This is a genomic window from Paenibacillus sp. 2TAF8, assembly GCF_052114825.1.
Taxonomy (GTDB): Bacteria; Bacillota; Bacilli; order Paenibacillales; family Paenibacillaceae; genus Paenibacillus.
Window position 1 is genome coordinate 41,888 of record NZ_JBFRFN010000025.1, and the last position, 22,613, is coordinate 64,500.

General features: G+C 44.9%; 22 protein-coding genes. 15 read left to right on the plus strand and 7 right to left on the minus strand.

The features are described 5' to 3' along the window. Positions 1-17 precede the first annotated feature (17 nt). The 5 genes from AB4Z30_RS25545 to AB4Z30_RS25565 form a co-directional block, all read right to left on the minus strand. On the minus strand, positions 18-857 hold the full coding sequence (locus AB4Z30_RS25545) for a serine hydrolase domain-containing protein (protein WP_441930246.1): 840 nt from the start codon (positions 855-857) through the stop codon (positions 18-20). Next, a complete protein-coding gene (locus AB4Z30_RS25550; protein ID WP_441930247.1) occupies positions 857-1,201 on the minus strand; it encodes a serine hydrolase domain-containing protein in 345 nt (114 codons plus the stop codon). The genes AB4Z30_RS25545 and AB4Z30_RS25550 overlap by 1 nt, the downstream gene beginning before the upstream one ends. 223 nt (positions 1,202-1,424) lie before the next feature. Then, positions 1,425-2,258, minus strand: a complete 834-nt coding sequence (locus tag AB4Z30_RS25555; protein WP_441930248.1) for an alpha/beta hydrolase — start codon at positions 2,256-2,258, stop codon at positions 1,425-1,427. Positions 2,259-2,311: 53 nt separating this feature from the next. Then, positions 2,312-2,734, minus strand: a complete 423-nt coding sequence (locus AB4Z30_RS25560; protein WP_441930250.1) for a MarR family winged helix-turn-helix transcriptional regulator — start codon at positions 2,732-2,734, stop codon at positions 2,312-2,314. A 126-nt stretch (positions 2,735-2,860) separates the two neighbouring features. Further along, positions 2,861-3,931 carry an ABC transporter substrate-binding protein gene (locus tag AB4Z30_RS25565; protein ID WP_441930251.1) on the minus strand — a complete coding sequence of 357 codons (1,071 nt, stop codon included), beginning with the start codon at positions 3,929-3,931 and terminating at the stop codon, positions 2,861-2,863. Positions 3,932-4,060: 129 nt separating this feature from the next. On the opposite strand from AB4Z30_RS25565, the gene AB4Z30_RS25570 reads away from it, so the two are divergent. Together AB4Z30_RS25570 and AB4Z30_RS25575 are read left to right on the plus strand one after the other, a co-directional pair. Continuing rightward, positions 4,061-5,170 carry a FecCD family ABC transporter permease gene (locus tag AB4Z30_RS25570; RefSeq protein WP_441930252.1) on the plus strand — a complete coding sequence of 370 codons (1,110 nt, stop codon included), beginning with the start codon at positions 4,061-4,063 and terminating at the stop codon, positions 5,168-5,170. 1 nt (position 5,171) lies between these two features. Further along, positions 5,172-5,939: an ABC transporter ATP-binding protein gene (locus AB4Z30_RS25575; protein ID WP_145413820.1), complete on the plus strand. Its 768-nt coding sequence runs from the start codon at positions 5,172-5,174 to the stop codon at positions 5,937-5,939. A 25-nt stretch (positions 5,940-5,964) separates the two neighbouring features. Here the strand turns inward: AB4Z30_RS25575 and AB4Z30_RS25580 are convergent, their stop codons facing one another. Continuing rightward, positions 5,965-6,615 carry a DUF421 domain-containing protein gene (locus tag AB4Z30_RS25580; RefSeq protein WP_441930253.1) on the minus strand — a complete coding sequence of 217 codons (651 nt, stop codon included), beginning with the start codon at positions 6,613-6,615 and terminating at the stop codon, positions 5,965-5,967. A 197-nt stretch (positions 6,616-6,812) separates the two neighbouring features. On the opposite strand from AB4Z30_RS25580, the gene AB4Z30_RS25585 reads away from it, so the two are divergent. The 5 genes from AB4Z30_RS25585 (at position 6,813) to AB4Z30_RS25605 (ending at position 11,256) form a co-directional block, all read left to right on the plus strand. Beyond that, positions 6,813-7,190: a hypothetical protein gene (locus AB4Z30_RS25585; RefSeq protein ID WP_441930254.1), complete on the plus strand. Its 378-nt coding sequence runs from the start codon at positions 6,813-6,815 to the stop codon at positions 7,188-7,190. Between the two features lie 12 nt (positions 7,191-7,202). After that, complete coding sequence (locus AB4Z30_RS25590) at positions 7,203-8,078, plus strand: hypothetical protein (protein ID WP_441930255.1); 876 nt, start codon at positions 7,203-7,205, stop codon at positions 8,076-8,078. Positions 8,079-8,149: 71 nt separating this feature from the next. Further along, entirely contained in the window at positions 8,150-8,809 is a 660-nt protein-coding gene (rnhA, locus tag AB4Z30_RS25595; protein WP_441930256.1) for a ribonuclease H, read from the plus strand. Between the two features lie 215 nt (positions 8,810-9,024). Beyond that, positions 9,025-9,894 (plus strand): alpha/beta fold hydrolase, encoded by an 870-nt coding sequence (locus tag AB4Z30_RS25600; RefSeq protein ID WP_441930257.1) that lies wholly within the window; start codon positions 9,025-9,027, stop codon positions 9,892-9,894. 372 nt (positions 9,895-10,266) lie between these two features. After that, positions 10,267-11,256 carry a serine/threonine protein kinase gene (locus tag AB4Z30_RS25605; RefSeq protein WP_441930258.1) on the plus strand — a complete coding sequence of 330 codons (990 nt, stop codon included), beginning with the start codon at positions 10,267-10,269 and terminating at the stop codon, positions 11,254-11,256. Between the two features lie 180 nt (positions 11,257-11,436). Here the strand turns inward: AB4Z30_RS25605 and AB4Z30_RS25610 are convergent, their stop codons facing one another. Next, complete coding sequence (locus tag AB4Z30_RS25610) at positions 11,437-13,359, minus strand: vWA domain-containing protein (protein ID WP_441930259.1); 1,923 nt, start codon at positions 13,357-13,359, stop codon at positions 11,437-11,439. A 701-nt stretch (positions 13,360-14,060) separates the two neighbouring features. Here AB4Z30_RS25610 and AB4Z30_RS25615 point away from each other — a divergent pair. The 8 genes from AB4Z30_RS25615 (at position 14,061) to AB4Z30_RS25650 (ending at position 22,613) form a co-directional block, all read left to right on the plus strand. Beyond that, positions 14,061-16,229, plus strand: coding sequence for a transcriptional regulator (locus tag AB4Z30_RS25615; RefSeq protein WP_441930260.1), 2,169 nt, complete (start codon positions 14,061-14,063; stop codon positions 16,227-16,229). A 184-nt stretch (positions 16,230-16,413) separates the two neighbouring features. Beyond that, positions 16,414-16,839 carry a membrane-associated protease 1 gene (locus tag AB4Z30_RS25620; protein ID WP_441930261.1) on the plus strand — a complete coding sequence of 142 codons (426 nt, stop codon included), beginning with the start codon at positions 16,414-16,416 and terminating at the stop codon, positions 16,837-16,839. Positions 16,840-16,963: 124 nt separating this feature from the next. Then, a complete protein-coding gene (locus tag AB4Z30_RS25625; RefSeq protein WP_441930262.1) occupies positions 16,964-17,431 on the plus strand; it encodes a J domain-containing protein in 468 nt (155 codons plus the stop codon). 69 nt (positions 17,432-17,500) lie between these two features. Further along, positions 17,501-18,025, plus strand: a complete 525-nt coding sequence (locus AB4Z30_RS25630; protein ID WP_441930263.1) for an FHA domain-containing protein — start codon at positions 17,501-17,503, stop codon at positions 18,023-18,025. 48 nt (positions 18,026-18,073) lie between these two features. Then, positions 18,074-18,607 carry an FHA domain-containing protein gene (locus tag AB4Z30_RS25635; protein ID WP_441930264.1) on the plus strand — a complete coding sequence of 178 codons (534 nt, stop codon included), beginning with the start codon at positions 18,074-18,076 and terminating at the stop codon, positions 18,605-18,607. Further along, the gene (locus AB4Z30_RS25640) at positions 18,592-19,473 is read left to right on the plus strand and encodes a PP2C family protein-serine/threonine phosphatase (protein ID WP_441930265.1); all 882 of its coding nucleotides are present in this window, start codon (positions 18,592-18,594) and stop codon (positions 19,471-19,473) included. Before AB4Z30_RS25635 ends, AB4Z30_RS25640 begins: the two co-directional genes overlap by 16 nt. 3 nt (positions 19,474-19,476) lie before the next feature. Then, positions 19,477-21,321 (plus strand): serine/threonine protein phosphatase, encoded by a 1,845-nt coding sequence (locus tag AB4Z30_RS25645; protein ID WP_441930266.1) that lies wholly within the window; start codon positions 19,477-19,479, stop codon positions 21,319-21,321. Further along, positions 21,321-22,613, plus strand: coding sequence for a normocyte-binding protein (locus AB4Z30_RS25650; protein ID WP_441930282.1), 1,293 nt, complete (start codon positions 21,321-21,323; stop codon positions 22,611-22,613). Before AB4Z30_RS25645 ends, AB4Z30_RS25650 begins: the two co-directional genes overlap by 1 nt.

Here is a 22,613-nt window from a genome sequence, read left to right on the forward strand (position 1 = left end):
GCGGGTATTTACGCTCTTTATATTTTTGCAGTCTTTTTGCTCTCACGAATGCCTGCATAGATCGCATCACAGATATCGGTAGTGAATTGGCCTGACATTCCTTCAAGTGCCGTATTGGTGAATGCTGCAACACTAAGTTCTTCTTTGGGATCAACAAACCAGGAATGACCGTAGGTTCCACCCATCCGCCACGTCCCCGGGGATTCGGGTGTACCAGCTACAACGGGAACTTTCAGTATCGTAAATCCAAGCCCAAAGCCTCTTCCTGGCCAATACGGCATCTCAAGTTCACCGATTTGATTCGCAGCCATCTCGGTGGCAACAGCATTCGTTAGAATAGGATGTCCCCCTTGTCGCAATGTCTCAAGTAAAGTAAGAAAATCTCCGGCACTCCCAACCATACCCGCTCCGCCTGATGCATAGACAGAAGTGTTATTCGCACGGTTGGGGGCAAGCTGGAAACCGGCAGTACCTTCAATAAAAGGAACCTGCTCTAACTCATTATGGAGAAGACGAGGCTCATCAGAACCATCTGCATATGCAGCGGTCAACCGATTCGAATCGACGGCAACAAAATCAGTGTCGGTCATGTGAAGAGGATGAGTAACCAACAATTGGACAGCTTCTCTTAATGACATTCCGGTTACCTTTTCAATAACGGCTCCGAGTACATCTGTCGCGATGGAATATCTCCACATGTTTCCTGGCTCATACAAAAGAGGAACAGAAGCAAGCCTTTGGAGATTCTCCTCCAGACTAATTTCAGATAAATCCATACCATCCGAGACCCCTGCACGTTCATAAGTGCCTTGGTCTTCCTGGAAGAAGCGATAGGTCAAACCTGCGGTGTGTGTCATCAACTGCTGAATTGTGATTTGAGCTTCCTGACCATGAGGAAGCTTGGGCCGGATGCAGGTAGCCAGTGAGTCACCGGATCAGGCAGATTCAGCTTTCCCTGGGATACCAATGCCAGAGCCGCTGTCGACACAATGGGTTTAGTTACGGAAGCAAGTCGAAACAAGGAATTTTCTTCCATGGTACGCTTTTGCTCCCTGTCTGCATAACCAGCAGCCCGGCTGTAGATAACTTCTCCTCCGAATGCAACCTGTACAACCGTTCCTACGATTCTTTTTTCGATGATGGCGCGGTCAATGGCCTGATCCACATAAGTTTGAAATTTTGTTGCGTGTATTTTCCCCATTTCTATTTTCCTTTCCTCTACTTTAGTAATTGATTATTGCGACTGTGCTTATTATATAAATAATGAATGTTGTATTACATAACTTACTAAAGGTATTGAGGGGAGTTTTCAAATAGATTTAAGGTTATTATTAGATAAATCTTAACTATTCAAAGATGTGATTTACATGAACGAAATAGACCGGCATATTCGGTTTCAGTTCAATCTTGTGGGAGTAGAGAATTTACTGGTGTTGTCTGTTTAACCACTTGAGTATTAAATTGACGGCTTCCTTATATCGCTGACCCACAAGCAAGCCCGTATGTGTTGTATCCCAAAGCCCGGCATAACTGGCTCCTAGCTGCTTCGCGGTTAATTGTCCTCTTTGATGCTCGTCCTCTGACAACACAGCTTTAATCACCAGACCGGGACAAGTAATCAGACTCCCGTCAATAGATATCCCTTTTGCCCCGCAGAGGGCGGAAAAGGTTCGAAATGCTTTTGCCGACTCCATTTGCAAATAGTGCCGTTGAAAGTCGATATCCTCTGCGGTTTCATCGATCGTTTCGTTCTCCTCACGTAATGGTGCTGGCATGATTATTCCTGGTTCAATTCGATCCGTTTCAGGGTAGGGCAGGGCATCATGAACTTCTTTGCTAATACTGGTGTCGATGATAATTAAACCTGCCAAGTCAGCGGTCTCTGCAATCTTTTGGCTGAGTATACCGCCCATGCTGAAGCCCACCAATATAGGAGGTTCATCAAGCAGGGACAGCACCTCACGAATGTCATCCAAATAATCCTCCACCGAAATTTGAGTCATGTCCATCACCCGGCTTCTAAAGTGGCTTCTGAGATTCATTGCATAACAAGTCCATCCATGCTCGACAAAGTGGGGGAGGTACTTACTCCACATCCAGCTGCCTGTGTATGCCCCGTGAACAAATAAAAGCGGAGGAGATGTGCTCATCATTTTTGTGGTTAATGCTTGATTTCCCTTATAAACTTCAACGTAAAGCTCGTATTTTCCAATGTGATGCACCTCATGTTCAGGTAAAAATTGGGTGTAATCTGTCATATAAAATCCTCCTTGATAATTAGTTTGATATCAAACTATAAATCCAAAAAAAATTAAAAGTTATCGTGAATTTTGATCAATATGCGAAGCAGTTCTTTTTTCTCATCGTCTGTAACATTTGCATAAAAGGTGTCCAGCAATCGCTGCGAGATATCCTCAAAGATGGGTTGTAATGCTTCGCCTTTGGTAGTCAAAGCTACATGAACGATGCGTGAATCGGTTGCATCTCGCTCTTTGGCGACGTATCCGGTTCGTACCAATTTGTCCACAAGCGCGGTTACCGTGGATTTATCTTTACGAATGTTCTTTGCAATCTCCGCCATGGTCATATGCTGATGATTATAGAGGGCGTAGATGATATCTCCATGGGATGTAGCCAGATCGTGGATGCCTTGTTCGGCCATTTCGGTCAAAATAAAACGACTGGTTTTCTCTTTAATTTTGGATATAAGTGAAATAGTATCTCTAGTTTTCATCTTTGTAATATAATTTGATATCAAACTAATGTCAAGCATAGACCCGGGAACGTGGGAAAAGTCTCCTCTTGTTCCCGGGTTTATCCATGCATTAATTCAATTCATTTGTACATTACAGATACCGAACTATTGGATCGGATTAGCTTTCATTTCTTTTTCCATTTTTTCAACACCGTCAATAATTTGATATCCGTATCCCCAGAACTGGCTGAAATCGGTCACGTAGATTTGTTTGTTCTGAATAGCCTTCATGCTTTGCAACGCAGGGTTGGCATACAGATTCTGAATCAGCTTGTTAATATCGGGTGATCCGCTGTAAGCCGAGAGTAGCAGGTAATCCGGATTCGCTGTAATCAACTGTTCTACGCTGACGTCGCCTTGTACGCCATCAAATACATTGTTTAGCTTCAACAGGCTGAGCGCATCAAGCTGATACGTATCGTTCTGCATGCTGCTTACGGTAATGCTGTCTTCTGTAGCGGGTACGATATATGCAAAGCTGTGCTCCGGTTGATCAGCGACACTGGCTTTGATCGCCTCCGTCCGTGTTTTCAGGCTGTCGATAAATTGTGTGGCTTTTTCCTGTACATCAAAGATAAGACCAAGCTGCGTAATATCGCTGTAGAGGTTTTCGAGCGTTCCCTTGTGATTGGTCGTTTGCATGAAGGTACGGATGTTCATCTCATTTAGTCCGTCTACGCTTCCCACACCCCAGTCAGCGTCTGCAAACAGATCACCTCGTCCAAAGACCAGATCCGGGCTGGCGCCAACAACAAGCTCCTTGCCCACGTAATTCTCGGACAACACTGGAATTTTGGCGAATTCGTCAGCTACATCGGGTGTTACCGCGCCATAAAGTGCAGCAACCCCGACCATTTTATCCGTCAGGCCCAGCTTGATCAGCATTTCGGCAGCGGATTGAGTATTGGCAACAACACGCTCGGGTGCCTTATCAAACACCTGTGCTTTGGGTTTCCATTCTCCGCCTTCACCAGACATAGAGAAGTTTTCGACGGTAAGCGGATAGGTCGTTTGATTAGCCGTTCCCGCAGGTGCAGCAGCTTCGGTTGTCCCTGTTTGGGAAGCCTTATTTTCGGCTGTGGATGGTGTGGACGTATTGGATGAGCATGCCGACAGCAGCAGTAATAACAGAGTTAGCGCAGCAAATAAAGTGGTTCTGGACGAGCATTTCAACATGGTAATAACCCCTTTTTGTTTGTATATTAATTGACAAAGATAATCATTCTCAATTATAATCCGGGAAAATACTTTGTAAATAGCTAATTTAAGTTTTGCACAATTTTAATAGAATTCATGGGGGAAGAAATGGCACAGACGATTCAGGCTGGCACACAGCACTTGGGGAAAAAAGAATCCCTGATTCACAGCAAAACAGGTTTTACCCTACTTATTGCAGCATTAATCGTGATGGTACTGATTTCCGCAGGGTTTGCCGTCTCTATTGGACAAGTTCGTATTCCGCTCGGAGAGTCCTACCGTATTCTTTTAGCCAAAATAACGGGAATGGAGTGGGGAGGCAAGCCGCTTGCAGCAGGCTCCTTCACGGATATTATCTGGCAGATTCGCTTCCCGCGTGTATTAATGGCGATGTTTATCGGTGCGGGTCTCGCCTTATGTGGTGCCGTTATGCAGGCGGCTGTGCAGAATCCACTGGCGGACCCTTACATCCTTGGCATTTCCTCAGGAGCCTCGCTCGGGGCTACCTTTGCGATTCTCATCGGTTTTGGTGCAATTAGCTGGCTAGGACAGACTGGCGTTGCCTTTTGGGCGTTTTCCGGAGCTATGGGTGCATCTTTGCTTGTTCTGACACTGGCCGGAATCCGGGGCAAAATGACGTCAGTCAAGCTGGTGCTTGCGGGTATGGTTATTAATGCACTATGCAGTGCGTTTTCCAACTTCATTATCTATTTTGCGAATAATGCAGAGGGCATCAAAACAGTCACATTCTGGACGATGGGCAGTCTTGCCGCTTCCGGGTGGAACAAGCTGCCCCTGATAGGCATAGTCGTGCTCACCGCCATATTGTTTTTCCTACTGCAGTCCCGTGTGTTAAACACGATGTTACTGGGCGATGAAGCTGCAGTTACTTTGGGGATTAACCTGAGTTTATATCGCAGACTGTACATGATATTAACTGCACTCGTAACGGGTGTGATGGTTGCTAGCTGCGGCATGATCGGTTTTGTCGGATTAATCATTCCTCATATCGTGAGAGGGATCGTCGGTTCGGACCATCGTAAAGTGATGCCTGTTTCGGTATTGTTCGGCGCGATATTCCTGATTTGGACAGACGTCATTGCGAGATCGCTAATCTCCAGCGTTGAACTGCCCATCGGCATTATTACAGCGATGATTGGTGCACCGATGTTTATGTACATGCTTGTCAAAAAAGGCTATGGCTTTGGAGGGAAATAACATGCAATTAACGGTTGATAACATATTTTTTTCCGTGCAGGATACGGATATCGTGCGTGATATTTCACTTCAGGTGAGAGAGAAACAATTCGTCGGGTTAATTGGACCGAACGGCTGCGGCAAATCGACATTGCTCAAAAGCATTTATAAAGTCATTAAACCGAAGCAGGGCAGCGTTATGCTGGGAGATACTGATATTCTGAAATCGAGTCCCAAAGTCACGGCCAGGCAGATGGGGGTTGTAGGTCAGTTTAACGAATTAAGCTTTGATTTTACCGTTCGTGAGATGGTTATGATGGGGCGTACACCGCATAAGAAGCTGCTGGAGACCGATAATGCAAAGGACGAGCAGATTGTGGAGATGGCACTGGAAAAAGTGCAGCTGACCGGACATGCAGGTCGCAATTATACGTCTCTGTCCGGCGGGGAGAAGCAACGTGTCATTCTGGCTCGTGTACTTGCGCAGCAACCGGAATTTCTGATTCTGGACGAGCCGACCAATCATCTGGATATCAAGTACCAGCTACAAATATTGAATATTGTTCGCGGACTGGACATCGGAATTTTGGCAGCACTGCATGATCTTGAACTTGCGGCAGCCTACTGTGATTATCTCTATGTGGTCAAGCAAGGGCAAGTTGTTGTTCATGGCACTCCTGCCGATATTTTGACTCGTGAGATCATTGGCGAGGTATTTGAGGTGGAATGTGAGATTTACCAGAATCCGGTCACCGGAGGTTTGGGAATTGCCTATTTGAGCACACGATAATCCGGAATTCGGAGGTTTATAACATCTATTCCAGCCTGGAGTCTACTCGATGTGAATGCTTCCCGCTGCTGACCTCTTCAAAAATATTAGCCGAATCTTCATCTTCACTTCCACGGTTTGCTGAAGCATTACTCTGCTTCTCTTCGGGCCGTTGTTCAAACTGGGGCATCCCGCCACTGGATCGAGCCAAGCCATAGCTTTGCAATAATTGCTCCAGATCTTTTACAGTGACGGGGCGCGCTTCCGGCTTCAGAACATAGCCAAGCTGGCCATTCGGTTCCACGGTTGCCGTTTCCAGGTCATTTACACTTCGGATACCCGCCTGTCTTAGGTGCATCTCGAGCTGATCTATCGTATACCGCATTCGTCTCAGATTCGGAATGATAACTTTACCATCCTCCACAACCACTTTGGAGCGTCCGCTCATTAATCGTTCAAACATGTTAAATTTCATCTGTAATTGCTCCACAACGAGCAAAGTTACAATAAATACGGCAGCGGAGCCAATCGCTTTACCCAGTTCATGATTGGCAATCGGCTGTACGATGGTTGTCCCGATCGAGATCATAATAACGGTTGTTGCCACACTCATCTGTGAGATAGATTTACGCCCTGCGATGCGCAGCAGAATCATGCCAACGAGAACAAGCAAGACGGATTTCCAGATCCAATCCATGCAAGACATCCTTTCTTTTCCTAATTGAACGCTGATTATTAGACTGTTCCGGGATGGGAGGGAATATGCGATACAACATGCTTATAAAAATTTAAAAAGGATATAAAGGGATATATTGTAACTTTCCTCACAGGATAACTCATTCAGGTTCGCTATACTCATACGATCTTCCACTTGATGGATGGCACGCATGTGCTATGAAAGGAGAACTTGATGAATCAAGCGTTACGATATATTTGCGGGTAAAGGTCGCTTGCAGTATGCTGTGTATCTTGATGCTATTGAGCGCATGCAGTAATGCAACCAACGATTTAACAATGAACTGGAGGCCTGATCTCGAATTAATCCTAGAGCAGTTTCCTGAAAAAGAGATTGGGCTCAGCAACGACTCACACCGTGCTGAACATTTTAAGAAGCAGATGAGTTCTATTGTATCCAACTTGAACAGTTACAGAAGTGATGATGAAGTCAAAATGGAGCTTTTTAAAGCGATATCGTCCATTCATCAGTTACATACGCATATTGATCTGGATGAAAGGGAGCAGGTGCTGCCATTTCATTTTTTTTATCAGTAAGGGAACATATATGTGAACGGCGTTCACCCTCAGTACAAGGATGTCATATACGGGAAGCTGATCAAAGTGCAGGATACGAGTATAGAGGATGTAATGAAAGCGTTAGAGCAAGTCATTGCCTATGAAAATGTGTATGGGCTTCAACACAACCTGCCTCTTTATCTACTATATCCCTCTGTTCTTCATGGTGTGGGTATCCTTGATAACAAGGATGAGATCAAGCTGACGTTTCATAAGAAAGATTCAACGATCATTGAATATGATGTCACTCCTGTCGAGCCGCAAAATTATTTACCACAGATGCTTGCCCGAAGAACGTTTTCGTTTAATCAAACTAATCTGAATCTGAACTATGATGTTCAATATCTTCCATCGGATCGAGCGTTATATCTACCTTACAGAATGTGTGCGGAAGATAAATCATATCCAATCACTGATTTTGAGCAAAATGTATTTAAGACCTTACATAGTAATAAAGTGGAGAAGCTAATAATTGATCTAAGAAACAATCCCGGCGGAGCCTCGTGGGTGCTTGATCCGTTGATTGAAAAGTTGGAAGAGGTTCCGGCACTAACGGGTAAGACTTTTGTATTAATCAACCAAGGCACGGCTTCTTCAGCCTTAATCAACGCGTATAGCATGAAGTACAAGCTGCAGGCCACATTGGTTGGCTCGCCAACTCAGAGTAGTCCGAACAAGCCTGGAGAAGTGAAAGTGTTTAAACTTCCCGAATCGGGACTAAACATTTCTTATAGTACAAGGGAATTTCATTTGGTAGAGGAGGAAACAGATTCACTTTACCCTGATATTCCGGTTGATCTGAACATAACCGACTATGAAGAGGATGTGGACAGGGTGGTGCAAACGGTACTACTGCTTAACCCGTAATAAACTTTCATTTTACCTGCTCCATCGTTTACAATAGGATATTGATGCAGTAAACAAAGGAGCGGTTACGCATGGCGAAACAGAAATATTACGTGGTATGGGAAGGAAAGAAACCGGGCGTATACAGCACTTGGGCGGAATGTAAGGCTCAGACGGATCAATATGCCGGAGCCAAATATAAATCATATGAATCCAGGGAAGCCGCTGAAGCAGCGTATCGTGCTGGCTGGAAAGGGAACTGGGGTTCAAGTGCAGGTGGCGCTTCCAAGTCCAAGTCGAAGTCAGGCAGTAGCGGCAGAAGTGCCGGGATGGAGACATCCGAGGAAATTGACTATGACAGCATCTCTGTAGATGTGGGAACACGCGGCAATCCGGGGCCTGTTGAGTATAAAGGAGTCGACACACGCACAGGCGAGGTGCTTTTTTCCGTGGGGCCGATCTCGAAAGGTACGAACAATCTGGGTGAATTTCTCGCCATCGTGCATGCTCTGGCTTATCTCCAAAAAGAAGGCAGCAACAAAACGGTCTATACCGATTCCGTAAATGCGATGAAGTGGCTTAAGCAAAAAAAGGTTGCAACAACCCTGCCGCGTGACCATTCGACTGAAGAAATCTGGTTGATGATTGATCGGGCAGAGCAGTGGCTTCGCACGAATACGTACACCAATAAAGTACTGAAATGGCAAACGAAACAGTGGGGCGAGATCAAGGCGGATTATGGGAGAAAGTGATTTATTTCAACTCCAAAATGAAAGCTTTGAGCTTGTCTATTAGAATCGATATTTACAATTTCCATTTTCCATTCTATAATCATCAGCATATGATAAGTCGCACATATGGAGGAGCCTGTCATCCAACAGGCCCTCCTTATATATTTTTGGGCCGGGAATGTCCCGGTCTTGATCACTGTAATAGGTGAGATGAGTATACATTGCAGGAGGCAGACATGAGTTCCATTTATAGAAGTGAAGAAGGAAAGAGCAGTATTCTGGAAGAGTACGAAATTTATTTGAGTGAGCTGGGTGAAGGGTTTACAAGAGAGTATGTGGAGACACGTTTTGGAAAAACACATGTGTTGTTGACTGGGCCTGAAGACGGCAAGCCATTATTTATTCTTCAGGGTGGAAATTGTGTGAATCCGATGACACTGTCCTGGTTCTCGTCGTTATTTCAATCCTATCGCATCATTGCACCGGATACGATCGGGCATCCCGGTTATAGCGAGGAAACGAGCATTTCGGCACGTTTTGACAGCTTGGCCTTGTGGGTATCCGATCTGCTGGATCATTACAACATTGAACAAAGTGCATTCATCGGTCCTTCTTTTGGCGGTGGTATTATTCTCAGACTGGCTACTTATATTCCGGAACGCATTGCGTGYTCGGTGTTGGTGGCTCCTGCGGGTCTTGCTGTCAATTCCAAAATGAAAACTGCTCACGATATTACACTTCCACTCGTCAAGTATCGGATGACTTCTTCGCCAGCTTCTTTGCAAAAGATAACGGATAACCTGTCATGCCATTGTATGAAGGAAGCAGATAAAAACTTGATCGGCAAAATATTCAAATATGTCAGTCTGGAGCAGGATTTGCCCAAACTCGCAGAGCGGGAAGAACTTGAAAATTATACCTCGCCTACATTACTTCTAGTGGGTGAGAAGGATGTCTTTTTCCCAGGAGATAAGTGTATTGACCGTGCTCAGAAAATTATTCCGAATGTACAAGCGATCAAATATGATACGGGACATTTCCCTTCTCAGGATGTGCTTAGTGAGATGAATGAGGAAATTCAGCAGTTTTTAAGCAAGCATTATTAGCGGTAATACCATTTTGAAGGCAATATGATTGAAGGTAATACAACGACAGAAATAGTTTGGGAACGTGGGGCAGTTCGCATTTTGACGAATGGATTAACGAAACTGCCCCTTCTGTCGATACTATGTATAGAAGAGCATGTACACATCTATGTATAGAAAACGGAAGCTTGAACAAAAATGCACTTTCCGCAAACAAATGTTTCAAAAGGTAGTGTTTGGTTTATATAGATGGTTAGCGATGAACTGCTATCTAATTGGACTCTTTTCGGAGGAGTCTGAGGATCAATTACACAATTACACAACTACACAATTACACAACTACACAATTATGCGGCAAGTCTTCCGATCGACAAGGTTGAAAAGAGGTTTGGTATGAGAAAAGATAACTGGAATATGACATTGCAGCGCAATGTCATTTTGAACGATACATATCAGATAAGACAGGTTCTGACCAGCAGTGAATTGGCTATTGTATATGTTGGACGGAATCGTCAGACGGGTGCCAAAGTAGCCATAAAGGAATTTTTCCCACATCGGATTGCTGCACGTCAGACGGACAAGCGCAGTGTATTTTGTGCATCCAAAGGGTACGGTGGACAATTTCACGATTTGCTCTCTGCATTTCTTCAGGAGGGCGAGCTGTTGTCTTCTCTCAAACACCCACACATCATTACATATGTGGATCACTTTGAGGCCAATGGTACTGGGTATCTGGTCACTGAATATTGTACAGGTATGATTCTTACCGATTACTTACAAGAGCGTAACCACGCATTGCAGGCCGATTTTATCACTGATACTCTGTTGCCACTGGTGGATACGCTCGATTATATACATAAACAAGGTATTCTTCACCGGGATGTCAAACCTTCCAATGTGATGGTGATGGAGGATGGCACGCCCAAATTGATTGACTTCGGTTCAGCAATGCGCTGGCCGATGCCGTCCGGGGCAAAGCCGACTATATTTACCTCCAAGGGATATTCACCGCTTGAATTCTATTCGGAAAAATCCGAGCAGGGGCCGATGTCGGATATCTATAGTTTGTCTGCCTTGCTTCATTATTGGACCTGTGGTCAGCCGCCTATGGATGTGAAGCAGCGTTTATTCATTGATGAGCTGCCGTCGGTACGCAAGCATAATGAATATGTGACTCCATGGCTGGCAAGGGTTATTCACTGGGGCTTAATGGTTCGTTCAGAGAAACGATGTACCTCCCTGACCTGGGTGAGAACATCCCTGCGTGTCCAGGCTTTGGTGTGGAAGGTGCGCAAACCAGGCAAGATGGAATGGAAATTTGAGGATAACGAGCATACTCAGATATTCGAGCCAGAGCCGAAGAAGCAGCACGAAACGGCCTGAGCACTCATATCGTATGTCATTAAAGCAGAGGCACAAGGATATCTCAATTGTTATCAATTAAATAAACCAACAACATAAATAGGCCAGTTCTTGCCCTTGGGTGGGTTGAACTGGCTTCTTTATTTTTATTTTCAGGGGGAGTTAGAGCATATTTCAATGGAACACTGGTTAATCTTTCGTTTACTGTGGATCTTTCTTCTGCCCCACATAGATATTGGTACTCGGTTTGATAGCTTTATAACGAATTTCGATCTCCGTAATACCATCCTCAAACGTAATATACATCTTTTCATTGTATTCTATTGCTACCGTATGTCTGCGTTTTACTGGTGTTCGACCTCGAACGACTGTACAGTTCGTATCGTGTCGAAGCAATAACGTTTCTTTTTTTCCTGCTTCCAGCCAGATGCGTTCTGACTCGGGCACTTTGATTCCGATGTCCATGCGATCAAACAACTCACTTAGACTAACCTTTCGGCGATCGAGGGATGTGAGTGGCCAATTTGTCACTGGTATATCCTCGCCGTTCGCAGTAGCTAGAAAATAGCCTTCCAGTCTTCCGCGGAATGTGGGTTTTGGTTTCAGCACGAACCAATACAGTGCGAAAATACCTCCAGCAAGAAGGAGGCCGAGTCCCGAATATAACAGGATCGTTTCACGTAAAGAATGAATTCGCAACGATATCTCTGTAGTTACACTTGCCCCTTCGGTATCCGTTGCTGTCACCCTGATCGTTGAACTTCCTGTATGAAGAGAAGAAAACTTCAGCAGTTTATCTTCAATGTAGGCATCTCCGAGTTTGCGCTCATTTTCATCTTCAGCGAGGACATAAGTTAACGGATCATTATTAGCATCCTTGAAATAGTTGCTCAGGTCTACATCTGTATTTCTCTCGTCTTTGGATAACACGATAGATTCACCGGTGGCTGTGGGGGCTTGATTTGTAATCTCTACTTCAACCGGAGTGATTTCCCGATAGAAGTCTGGGCCGTCGATCCGTAGTCCCCATGTATACAGATCCGACTTGGAAAAATTATATTTTCCTGTAAACCCGCTACCTGTATTGTTCAAAGGGATACGTTCCGTCTTCCCGTCAGATGGAGTTACAAGGAGTTCCGCTTCCAGTCCCTTATACACATCCAAATCCTTAACGGGTTTAGGGTCCTCAGTCTGATCATAGAGAGAGGCCTCAAAGGTTATACTTTTTCCCTTTACTGGCTTCGTCGTTGCCATATTTGCAACGGCAGACAGATTGTAATTGCCGAGCAGGTTGATCTTGACCAGATCGCCGCTACGACCTTTAAACTTCAGTTGGAACTTTYCTTTATCCGGACGAATGATCTTCATTAGGGCATATTTATCAGACCGAATGAAGCTGACATTACTCGATTGATAATAGAGCTGCGCTTCTGAGACAGCATGATCAGAGAGCATGATAATGTTTGCATCCGCCATGCTGGAGTTGGGAATATCTACGCTTACCTCCTGCATGGCCCCGGTTGCGGTTACAGCCGCGACAGATACGAGAACGGATTGAAGCTGATCTGCAAAAATACGATTGAAAATCTCAGGCAGGTCGTCTGCACTTCCGGTGATAAATGAAGTGCCGCCCGTCTCCTTCGCAATGCGCTCCAGTTCTGCAGGGTTAACTGTTCCATCACGATTAAGTCCCACAGTATAGATGGGATAACCGACTTGTTGCGCCATCTGAATAACCTTGTCCACATCCTTGGATGAATCAGCTGATGTTCTGCTCGTCGATCCTCGCAAATCCGTTTCTCCGTCAGAGAGCAAGATCATAAATGGTTTACGTTTACCCGGATGAGATTGTTCAAGCAGATTGGCACCTCGGCGTAAACCAAGTCCCAGATCTGTATATCCTGAACGTTTTAAGCCATCAATACGACTCCGAAGATTATTGCGAGCCCCAGAGGATGAAATATCCATCAGTGGTATGGATGAGGTGATCTTGTCATTATAAGCTACGAAGCCTAAACGGGTCTTAGGTCCACTACTCATATCCATAAACATATGTATAACTTCTTCTGCAATGCGATCTTTGTCGGTCTCATTCATGGAATAACTCACGTCCAGAACAAACATGGCATCTAGACCTTCATATGCATGGGTCTTGACAGATGCTTCTGCGTGGATTTCCCCACTATCCCATGGTGGAGTTATAAAACTGATTAGCAAGAGAGTGAATATTATTTTTTTGAATTTTAGCGGTATCATTTTGAGGCATTGAATCTCCTTCCTGTTTTGAATACTGTTGCCAGAAATTAAACTTGTTTTGTTAAGTTGCTTTTTGGTGCACGATAAAGCTCCGTTATGCGTAGTTTTGACAAATGAATAATACTGCAACATTGCATAATTTAAGGTGCTTATCTCTTGATCAGGGGTAAAACTCCATTAGTTTTAAATCATTCAATATCATCCAAATTATAGGATATTCTTTATACATCGGCATGCTCTGAAGGGAAGTGAAGTGAATTATGGAAATTAGTTCTATAGGTGTATCTAAGTTTCAAAAATGATCTTTTAGACCTATATATAGGAATATTGACAAAACATATTGCTGATGATTAAGATTGATTCCATAAATCTCCAAAGCAAACGGCATAATCTGGTACATAAGTTCCAGTCGTATGTTGACAGCTCGTTCTATTGGACCGTATATCGCCTGAAAAGGTGAGTCTACTTCATCGTGTCTAAAGGCTGATAGAGTGTGCGGAGTGTCAAAAAATGATGGAGGGGGGAAAACATTCGCCCGAATGAACTAACAATCGGGGGATGTTGCCTGAATGGATATTATTAATCAAACGAACCGAACGATGCTTTTTGAAGAGATCAATCCTGAGAAAATGGATTTGATTACGATAGTCGGTGATGTAAAAGGGATCGACAGCTTGAATGATGACAAGATCAAGGAGATTAACGAGCACTTGCTTGTGCGAAGCTTCGATGAGTTTTTGGACAAGTTTTCTCCTAGTGTGTATTCCTTCTTCAATGCAGTAAACCAGAAGGTCATGTATACGCTCACAAAGCCGGAGGGTATTCCGGATGAAGCCATCTCCGAGATCAAAGTTGATCATAGCAATGACTTTTTGCGAATGCTGTTTACTTTGATTGATACTAAACGAAGTCAAGGTATTACGAATGTAGATTTCAAGTTTGAAAATTTACTGGATATGATCTCACCGAAAAAGGTTATGGATGATATTCGGCAGGTGCGGAAAGAAATTCATTACATGTACAACCAGTATGAGAAGCTGGATGACGGAGACCCTAAGAAATTGGACGTCGGGGATAAACTTAATGTCATGTTTGAAGATGCCAGCCGGAACTATAACAACGTGATGGCGATGCTGCCACTAGCTATCGAAGATATCAAAACTCGCTTGTTGTTAGGCCGCGCTCAAGAAGAAACTTCTTCTGAAGCGATTCAGGTAGGACAACTTACGATTGGTGAGAGCGGAGAATTGAAAATTATCGAAGCTCCAAAGGGTGATAACAACGAGTTAATGCTACTTGATGAATCGACAAGTACGGAGCTGACTCAGGTGTTTGCCGAAGATTATAACTCACTCTCAGAGGCGCCTTCACCATATGTACAGGATCTGGTGGTTCGTACATTCTGCCCACTGCCTGCAGTTCAGACGGATGTGGATACGGCAGTTGAGGTACAGAATTACAATACATACCTTGAATTTTACAAGAACGCCAAGGATGACTTTGTAAAAACTGTAAAACCGCTGGTTGAGAAAATTTTGGGTGTCAAAATGTTCTTTGATCAATATGCAACCAAGAACAAAGGGATGCTGCCTTCCATGCTGATTGCAAATGCCAAGCTGGATATGCTTGTCAAGAGCAGCAACATTCCGCGGCTGGAGACCTATCTCAACACAGTCAATGCGAAGAATGATTTTACAGACACCATTTGGTTTGGTATTGTGCCTTCTGTTGAATTGGAGAAAACGGGACAAGTTCAAGTCAGCCGATCCCGTTTCCGTGGTAACGAGAAAGTCGTTAAACAAGACGGAAACAGCATGGAATCTCTATCTATGCTCCTGCAAGTTGTTAAGGATTACAAAGTGCAGGTATTCTTCAGCTTTGAATCTGGAGAAGAAACTACATTTAGCAGTATGGCTACCGCAGGTATCGATAAATATATCGATAAATGCGCGGTATTGACTCGAAAGGACTACAGCGAATTCGCCATTCCAAGTGCTCCTAATTTCACCATTATTCCGAAAGAAAAGTCCGGTGTCGTTATCGATAGTCGTATGCTCCAGACAGAGAATGGTGTGGAACTATCCAAGGAGAAAGAAGACATTTTGAAGCTATGGATTGAAGGAGTATACGTTGGTGCGTCTTATGTAGCTGCCGGGATTGTGGCTGCATATCAGTGCCCAGAGTATCTGCGCGGAGCATTCAAAACCGTGAACAGGGATTATCCAGGTGTTCGTTTCGATATTGAAGCTGGCGATAATAGTCTGCGTGTAGTTACCACGATGACCAAAGAAATATCCGGATTTACGAACACCATCAAGGATTCGATCAACCGAAAGAACTTTGGATTTATTTTCTCATCGGAAAATGCTCAAATACAGGATGTCGATATCAAGCGGATCACGGTATACAAAGCGAGAAGCATGGCGATGTCCGAAGATGGATTTGATTCCTTGTATAAAACTCTCGTAAGTACGTATATTGAACGCTTGCTCCGTTTCCAGACTGGTGATTTCAAGCATGAAAATATCGTCAAATTCTTCAGTAACAATCCGAGCAGTCAGAAAAGCCGGTGGCTGGGAACCCGAGGGTCGATCAATTCGATCATTCAGGAAGGTGATGACATGAGCTTCATCATCGATGAAAAGAGCAATATGTGTCACATCGATCTGGTATTCAATGGAAACGTGAAGAATCTGGAGGTCATGATTACCAAAGGAACTAGCGCGATGAAAGCGTAATGGTTTAGGAAAGAACTACGTTTGAATATCAGATTCAGTTCTTTAAACAACGAGATATAGATATTAATTTGGTGTTAAAGGCGGCCTTTATTGGCTGACCTTATACATATATTCCGGTACCTTTGCCTAGTAGGGAGAGTGTGCCGGACACATTGTTTTTCTAATTTTAAGGAGGTTTTTATTCATGGGTTTTGTATTGAAAGTAGAAGGCGCAGAAACAATCGAATTGGGAATGGATAATATCCAGTCAGTAGTGTATGACACCGATACACCGGATGATTCCAATGCCAGATCCACAGATGTAGGTGCAACACTTCGCATCAGCGGCAAAATTATTACAGCAACAGACGGTGACAACGCTGATGACACGATGAAACTTGCACTGTGGTCCCTCGTTCCAGCTGAGAAAGCAGATTGCTACCGTAAAGTAACCCTGGAAGTAGTCGCAGCTGATCAAGTGGTACGTAAAATTCACATGCCGAATGCGTTTGTTGTGGATTACACAGAGCGCTTCGGGGATACCGAAGGTGTGGGTGAATTCAGTCTCTACATCAAACAGAAAAAAGACAAAACTGAATTGACTAAAATTGAAGGTGGCTTCCCGCTATAAAGTGGGGCGCTGAAGTTCCGGTTCAGTAATGACTGGCCCAGAATAACGCTGTGATGTTAAGGGGCATTCGTGCCCCTTAATCTTTATTTACACAGATTACGGCAGAGAGACAGGAGTGCATACGATGAAAGATTATTATGCCGTTCTCGGTGTAGAACGTGAAGCTTCTCCGGAGCAGATCAAGAAGGCATATCGTCAATTGGCCAAAAAATTCCACCCAGATGTCAATAAGGGAGATTCTCAGGCCGAAGCACGCTTCAAACAAGTACATGAGGCTTACAGCACACTCGGAAATTCCGAGTTAAGGGCAGCGTACAATCAACATCAGCAATCTCAATCTTCTACGGATCGACAAAAGGCAGGAGATGCAGCATCCAGCAATGCACAAAGAAAGAGTGGATATACAAACAACGGAGCTATCAATCCCGAGAAGGTATGGTCTGATCCATCACGAATGCAGGAGCAATTTGAACAATTTTTTGGCTATCGCTCCAAGAGCAAGGAGAATTCAAACAGTGGCAAAGCCGATCCAAACAAGGGAATGGATATGTCTGCCATGTTTGATCGATACTTCGGGGTTCGAAAAAAGTAAGCCGGTGGCCTGTAATGGATCGTGCCGGTTCAGGCGGAGGTTATGGAAGTGAAACGAGGAAGGTCGATAATGACAATAGGGCTTGACGTGTGTATCGCCATCATATCGTTAGCCGTACTGTACTATATATTCATCATTAACCGGGACATAAGCGCTCAGTGGATAGCTGGAAGTATTGTAGTTCTTTCCGGGGGAGCATACCTGTTTTTTAAATACATACCTGCCACCAAGGGGAAAAAGAAGATGTTGCCTTCACGTGTGGTGAAACTCGTGCTTTTGGACGACGATGGTACAAGCGTCAAGGAATGGTACATTCAGGGTGAGACAAGTGTATTGATTGGAAAAAGTTCAAGGAACAGTGAGGCGGACATTGATCTGTCCGATACTCCATATGCCTCTCTTATCAGCCCGCAACATGCTGTGCTGAATAAAGCTTCAGGCCAGTGGTTCATCGAGGATATTGATTCGGCCAGCGGCGTAGGCGTGCGTAAGAGGAATCAAAGCAAATCATCCAAATTGGAAATCGAAGAACCGAGCCTGATCGAGGCAGGGGACCTAATTTATATTGCCAATACCCGAATTTTGGTGAAATGAAATAACGTTGGCGTACCATTATACAAACTTACGGGGGAATGAATAGAAATGAGTCTGACGAGATGTGGAAACGGACATATGTTCAGCACGAGACGGCACGGAAATACGTGCCCATACTGTAATCTGGCTGTCGAGTCACCAGCGTCCGGCAATCCTGAAGCAGCGGGAGTGATTCCACGCGCACCTCGCACATCAGAGGAAGATAGAACAATGCCATACCTGGGAGAAACGACAGGAATTGAACCGGTAACAGGGTGGATGGTGTGCATCGAAGGTCCACAGATGGGCCAGGATTATCGAATTATGGCTGAGAAGAACTTTATTGGACGATCTGAAGAGATGCATGTTCGCATCCTTGGGGATAACACCATTTCCCGGCGTAATCATGCTGTCATTGTATATGACCCCAAAAAAAGAAATTTTTATCTGCTGCCTGGTGATGCTTCCGGTCTTGCCTATCACAACAATGAAGCAGTCTATTCTCCGGTGGAACTGGCTGCCTACGACGTCATTCAATTGGGACGTAGCAAATTCATTTTCATTCCATTATGCGGTGTGCATTTTGAATGGGAGCAGCAGTGAATACCTTCATGATCTTGTGGAACGACAAAGAGCTAACGCCATATTGGGTTATTGCAGCAGGCTGTTTGTCGATCTGGTTGTTATTATTCGTCCGAAGTCGTATTCCGGTAAGGCAGTGTGACGATAGACAGGTGGGGATTCAGATCGGGAATGGACAGACCATGGGTGCTCGAAGTGAGCAGGATGATTATTTTGCTTGTGCTGTGCAGTCTTATGGTGTACTCGCGGTGCTTGCCGATGGAATTAGCGGCTTATCTGGCGGGAAGTTAGCCAGTACGACTGCTGTAGAAACATTGATTCGCGAGTTTGAAGAGCTGGAGAGGTTTCCTGATCCTGAAGAATTTTGGAATACTTCTTCCCATACTGCAAATCAGGCCATTCTTCGCAATTTGCGTGGCGTTCCTGGAGGAACAACGTTGGTATCAGCCATGATTAAGGGCAAAGAGCTGTATTGGGGGGCGGTAGGAGACAGTATTTTGGCCGTGTTTCGTAAAGGGGAGCTGCTTACCATTAATCACAAACACACGCTGGAAACCCAACTTGAAGAACAGTATATGTCTGGAGAAATATCGGAGCAGGAAGCGTTGCATAATCCACAGCGCAAAAGGCTGGTCAACTATTTGGGGTATGACCACTTCAAACAAATGGAAATTGCGGACGAGCCGTTTACACTGCAGCCAAAGGATAAGATTGTGTTGTGCAGTGACGGGGTATACAACTCCCTTACCGAAATGGAACTGGAGACTATACTGGCGAAAGACATTCCGCCATTTGACGCAGCCCAGACCATTATTGATTTGATTGAAGAGAAACAACTCGTGCATCAGGATAATGCCACGATTATCATTTTGGAGCAAGGATGGTAACGGATGAGGAAGGAGAACAGTGAATTCAAGACGGCTTTTGTCTCGGAAGCCGGTTCTTTCCTGAAGAATCGGGATTTTTATGGTTGTGTCGAGCTAGAAGATTGGGCCTGTTATGTCATTGCAGATGGTCTGGATACAGATACGGAAGTGAATAGCGCCCAGATCACAGTGCAGACCATTCTGGAATCCTTTTTGGAAAAGCCAACCATGTCCAAACGCAAATTAACGGAGTATATCAAGATAGCACATGAATGGTTGCAGTATGAGAGCCGCCGAGTAAGACTCAAAGCCGGGTTTGTCATTGTTGTGACAGATTATACACGCATGGTGTGGGCATCTGCCGGACACAGCCGATTGTATCATTTTCGTGGAAATCGGCTTGCTTTAAAAAGCAAGGATCATAGCGTTGCTGCTCAACTGGCAAGTGAAGGAAAGATTGCAGAGGATCGTGTGGATCAGCATGATGAACGCGGAAATCTGAATGAATATGCGGGTAAACCTGGCATGATCAAACCGTATGTATCGGATAAGATCAAACTTGCCGATGGTGATCTGCTTGTGCTCTGTACCCCTGGACTATGGGAAGGTGTTCAGGATGCCGAGATGATCGATGCGGTTGAAGAGGCAAACGACCCGCAAACGCTGGTGGATACACTTGAAGAGGTGATGCTTAGTAAGCAGCGTACCCGTATCGAGAATTATAGTGCTGCAGTCATCTATGTGAATAAGATTTTTCATGAAGAGCCCAAGAATCGTAAGAAGTGGATTAAACGGATTGCCATCATGCTGATTATGTTTCTGATTTTGGGTGGAGCCGGTATATTCTTCGCGGTTAAAAGTGCGGCCAAAAAAGCCGAATTGGCCGTAGACATGCTGCAATATGAACAAAATGCAGATCAATATGTCAAGGAACAAGAGTATGCCAAGGCGGTTTCAGACTACAGTCTTGCCCGCAATAATTCCATCAAAATCAAAGACCCGATACATAAAAAATGGTTAACCCAGAAAATGTCTGCTGCCCAGACGCTGGTCGATGGAGAAGCTCATCTGAAAGAAGGGGACATTACCAAAGCAACCGCCAGTTACACCAAAGCTTTGGAATTGTCCGAATCTTATAGCATGTTCAACCGGGAAGTAATTCAGCAGCGTTTGGAGCAGATGACCATCTTCCAGCAAGTACAGGATTGGATCACGGAGGGGAACCTGAAACTCCAGAATGGGGATTACAGTGGAGCAATCATTTTGTATAAAAGGGCGAGAACAGCTGCCACGGAGACAGGCTACAAAGATGCGCTGAAGGAAATAGGTACTCAACTGGAGACGGCCGAGACCAAACGTGCAGATATCAAGCGGCAATCCCGGCAGCTTCAGGCAGATACGCTGGAACAGAAGGGCGACCGCTTCAATGAAGCTGGAGACTATAGCGGAGCGATGGATGCCTATGCTTCGGCACAGGAAATATATCAGGAGATTGATATGCTGGAACGCGTGCTGGCCATGGAGCGGAAAATAAACAAGCTGGATGAAAAATTGAACCCACCTGTATCGGCGGCTGATCTTACGCAGGATACGGCAGGATTAGATACAGGAAACACATCGGGAATGACCTCGGATATGACCGGCAGTACCGGAAGTATGGGCGCAGGCAATACAGTGGGGAACGGTTCTTCCACTGGTGATGTCACCTCGGCTGGAAATGGCAATGCGGATGCTTCTGGCTCAGGTGCTTCTTCTGGAAAAACGACAAGTAATGCTAGCAGTAATTCTGCCTCCAAGGCTGACGGAAGCACCGACACTACGGAGGCTGACGTGAACGAACAGGAATCATCGGAAGGAGGAGATTCATGATGAAAGACATGATTCGTGACCGTCTTAACAAGATGGAGGATCTGGAACAACGCCGCATGCTCAAAGATCTCATGACAGGCGTTTTTCTTAATCTTGTGGAGTATCAGGAGACGCTGAATAAGCAAATTGAGCAACGGGTTTTCGATGAGGTGTTGCCGCAGGAGGAACGTCATGATGTTTATGTCACATTATGCGCGCGGGAAGATCTGGACCCTATTCATGAATTTCTGTACCCGATCATTCCTGAGGATGATGAACCACAGACTGTCTATTTGAGTGAGGCTTCAGAGGCACTGGCGCGTCAGGAAGAGATGAAATTGTTCACATTCTACATGGAATGCGGGCAACAGGAACTCCAATCTCTGCTGAACAGTAATCGGACATTTCGCGGGGAGATTGTAACCAATGAAGGCAGACATGCCATAGCGGTTCGGTTGAAATCAAGTACAGCGTATATCTCTAAAGTTGATGAATTGTACCGGGTCTTTCGTAAAAACAGCCTGCCATGGAAATCGATTAATGCACCTTATTTCTTCAAATTCGTTGATTGTGTTCTAGTGGGTTCGGATGACGGAGAGGCATGGGACAAACAACATACGGTCAAGGAACTTTCCATCCATCTGGAGGAGTTCGAGTCTTATAAAAGAACCAATATGATTCCGCTGTGGAACATCCAGAAGTTGGATATGAAAACGGGTGGATTCCCTGTTCCGGCTTCGGACCGAATCAATTATGAACATGTGTTGCCACTCCGCAAAACCGGAACGGAACACGGATATCTGGTGGATGGAGACGAATCGCATATTCGGTATATCAAAAGATCGGAAGAAGATATCACCATCGTATCACCACTGGAAAAATCCGATTCATGGACGGTGCTGAAAATAGCCGGTCCTGTCGCAACTCGAATTGGCAGAATGGACTATCCACTGTTTTCCAATAACAAACGGGAAGGGTTTGCCGGCAAATATGCACGTCAGGAAGGACGTTCTGTGCGGTCCAAAGGGGAGATTGCCCGCATGGTTCACGCTTTTCAGGCAGCAGAGGGATTGGAACTGGAAGATGTACAAGTCGTGGCGCCAGGACCCGCTTTGGGCATTACGTATCCACTTAATGCATTTGTTAGCGACCATGTCCGTGTTGAGACAGATAAACATCGAATGATTTTAAGGTTCAGCAGACACGGGAAGCAGCCGTTACAGGCTATTTTTCTGGATGATCTGCTGAGCTTTCTGGTATCCGAAATCCAGCTGGCTTTCCCCGAATACTGCTGCGAAGGGGAATGGGTGTGA

Bases quoted from the DNA above. Each gene is read 5' to 3' on its own strand.
- rnhA (WP_441930256.1), top strand. From the start codon at position 8,150: ATGGCGAAACAGAAATATTACGTGGTATGGGAAGGAAAGAAACCGGGC.
- AB4Z30_RS25605 (WP_441930258.1), top strand. From the start codon at position 10,267: ATGAGAAAAGATAACTGGAATATGACATTGCAGCGCAATGTCATTTTG.
- AB4Z30_RS25565 (WP_441930251.1), bottom strand. From the start codon at position 3,931: ATGTTGAAATGCTCGTCCAGAACCACTTTATTTGCTGCGCTAACTCTG.
- AB4Z30_RS25620 (WP_441930261.1), top strand. From the start codon at position 16,414: ATGGGTTTTGTATTGAAAGTAGAAGGCGCAGAAACAATCGAATTGGGA.
- AB4Z30_RS25555 (WP_441930248.1), bottom strand. From the start codon at position 2,258: ATGACAGATTACACCCAATTTTTACCTGAACATGAGGTGCATCACATT.
- AB4Z30_RS25560 (WP_441930250.1), bottom strand. From the start codon at position 2,734: ATGAAAACTAGAGATACTATTTCACTTATATCCAAAATTAAAGAGAAA.
- AB4Z30_RS25645 (WP_441930266.1), top strand. From the start codon at position 19,477: ATGAGGAAGGAGAACAGTGAATTCAAGACGGCTTTTGTCTCGGAAGCC.
- AB4Z30_RS25635 (WP_441930264.1), top strand. From the start codon at position 18,074: ATGAGTCTGACGAGATGTGGAAACGGACATATGTTCAGCACGAGACGG.
- AB4Z30_RS25550 (WP_441930247.1), bottom strand. From the start codon at position 1,201: ATGGGGAAAATACACGCAACAAAATTTCAAACTTATGTGGATCAGGCC.
- AB4Z30_RS25545 (WP_441930246.1), bottom strand. From the start codon at position 857: ATGACACACACCGCAGGTTTGACCTATCGCTTCTTCCAGGAAGACCAA.
- AB4Z30_RS25570 (WP_441930252.1), top strand. From the start codon at position 4,061: ATGGCACAGACGATTCAGGCTGGCACACAGCACTTGGGGAAAAAAGAA.
- AB4Z30_RS25575 (WP_145413820.1), top strand. From the start codon at position 5,172: ATGCAATTAACGGTTGATAACATATTTTTTTCCGTGCAGGATACGGAT.
- AB4Z30_RS25625 (WP_441930262.1), top strand. From the start codon at position 16,964: ATGAAAGATTATTATGCCGTTCTCGGTGTAGAACGTGAAGCTTCTCCG.
- AB4Z30_RS25585 (WP_441930254.1), top strand. From the start codon at position 6,813: ATGAAAGGAGAACTTGATGAATCAAGCGTTACGATATATTTGCGGGTA.
- AB4Z30_RS25615 (WP_441930260.1), top strand. From the start codon at position 14,061: ATGGATATTATTAATCAAACGAACCGAACGATGCTTTTTGAAGAGATC.
- AB4Z30_RS25630 (WP_441930263.1), top strand. From the start codon at position 17,501: ATGACAATAGGGCTTGACGTGTGTATCGCCATCATATCGTTAGCCGTA.
- AB4Z30_RS25640 (WP_441930265.1), top strand. From the start codon at position 18,592: ATGGGAGCAGCAGTGAATACCTTCATGATCTTGTGGAACGACAAAGAG.
- AB4Z30_RS25580 (WP_441930253.1), bottom strand. From the start codon at position 6,615: ATGGATTGGATCTGGAAATCCGTCTTGCTTGTTCTCGTTGGCATGATT.
- AB4Z30_RS25650 (WP_441930282.1), top strand. From the start codon at position 21,321: ATGAAAGACATGATTCGTGACCGTCTTAACAAGATGGAGGATCTGGAA.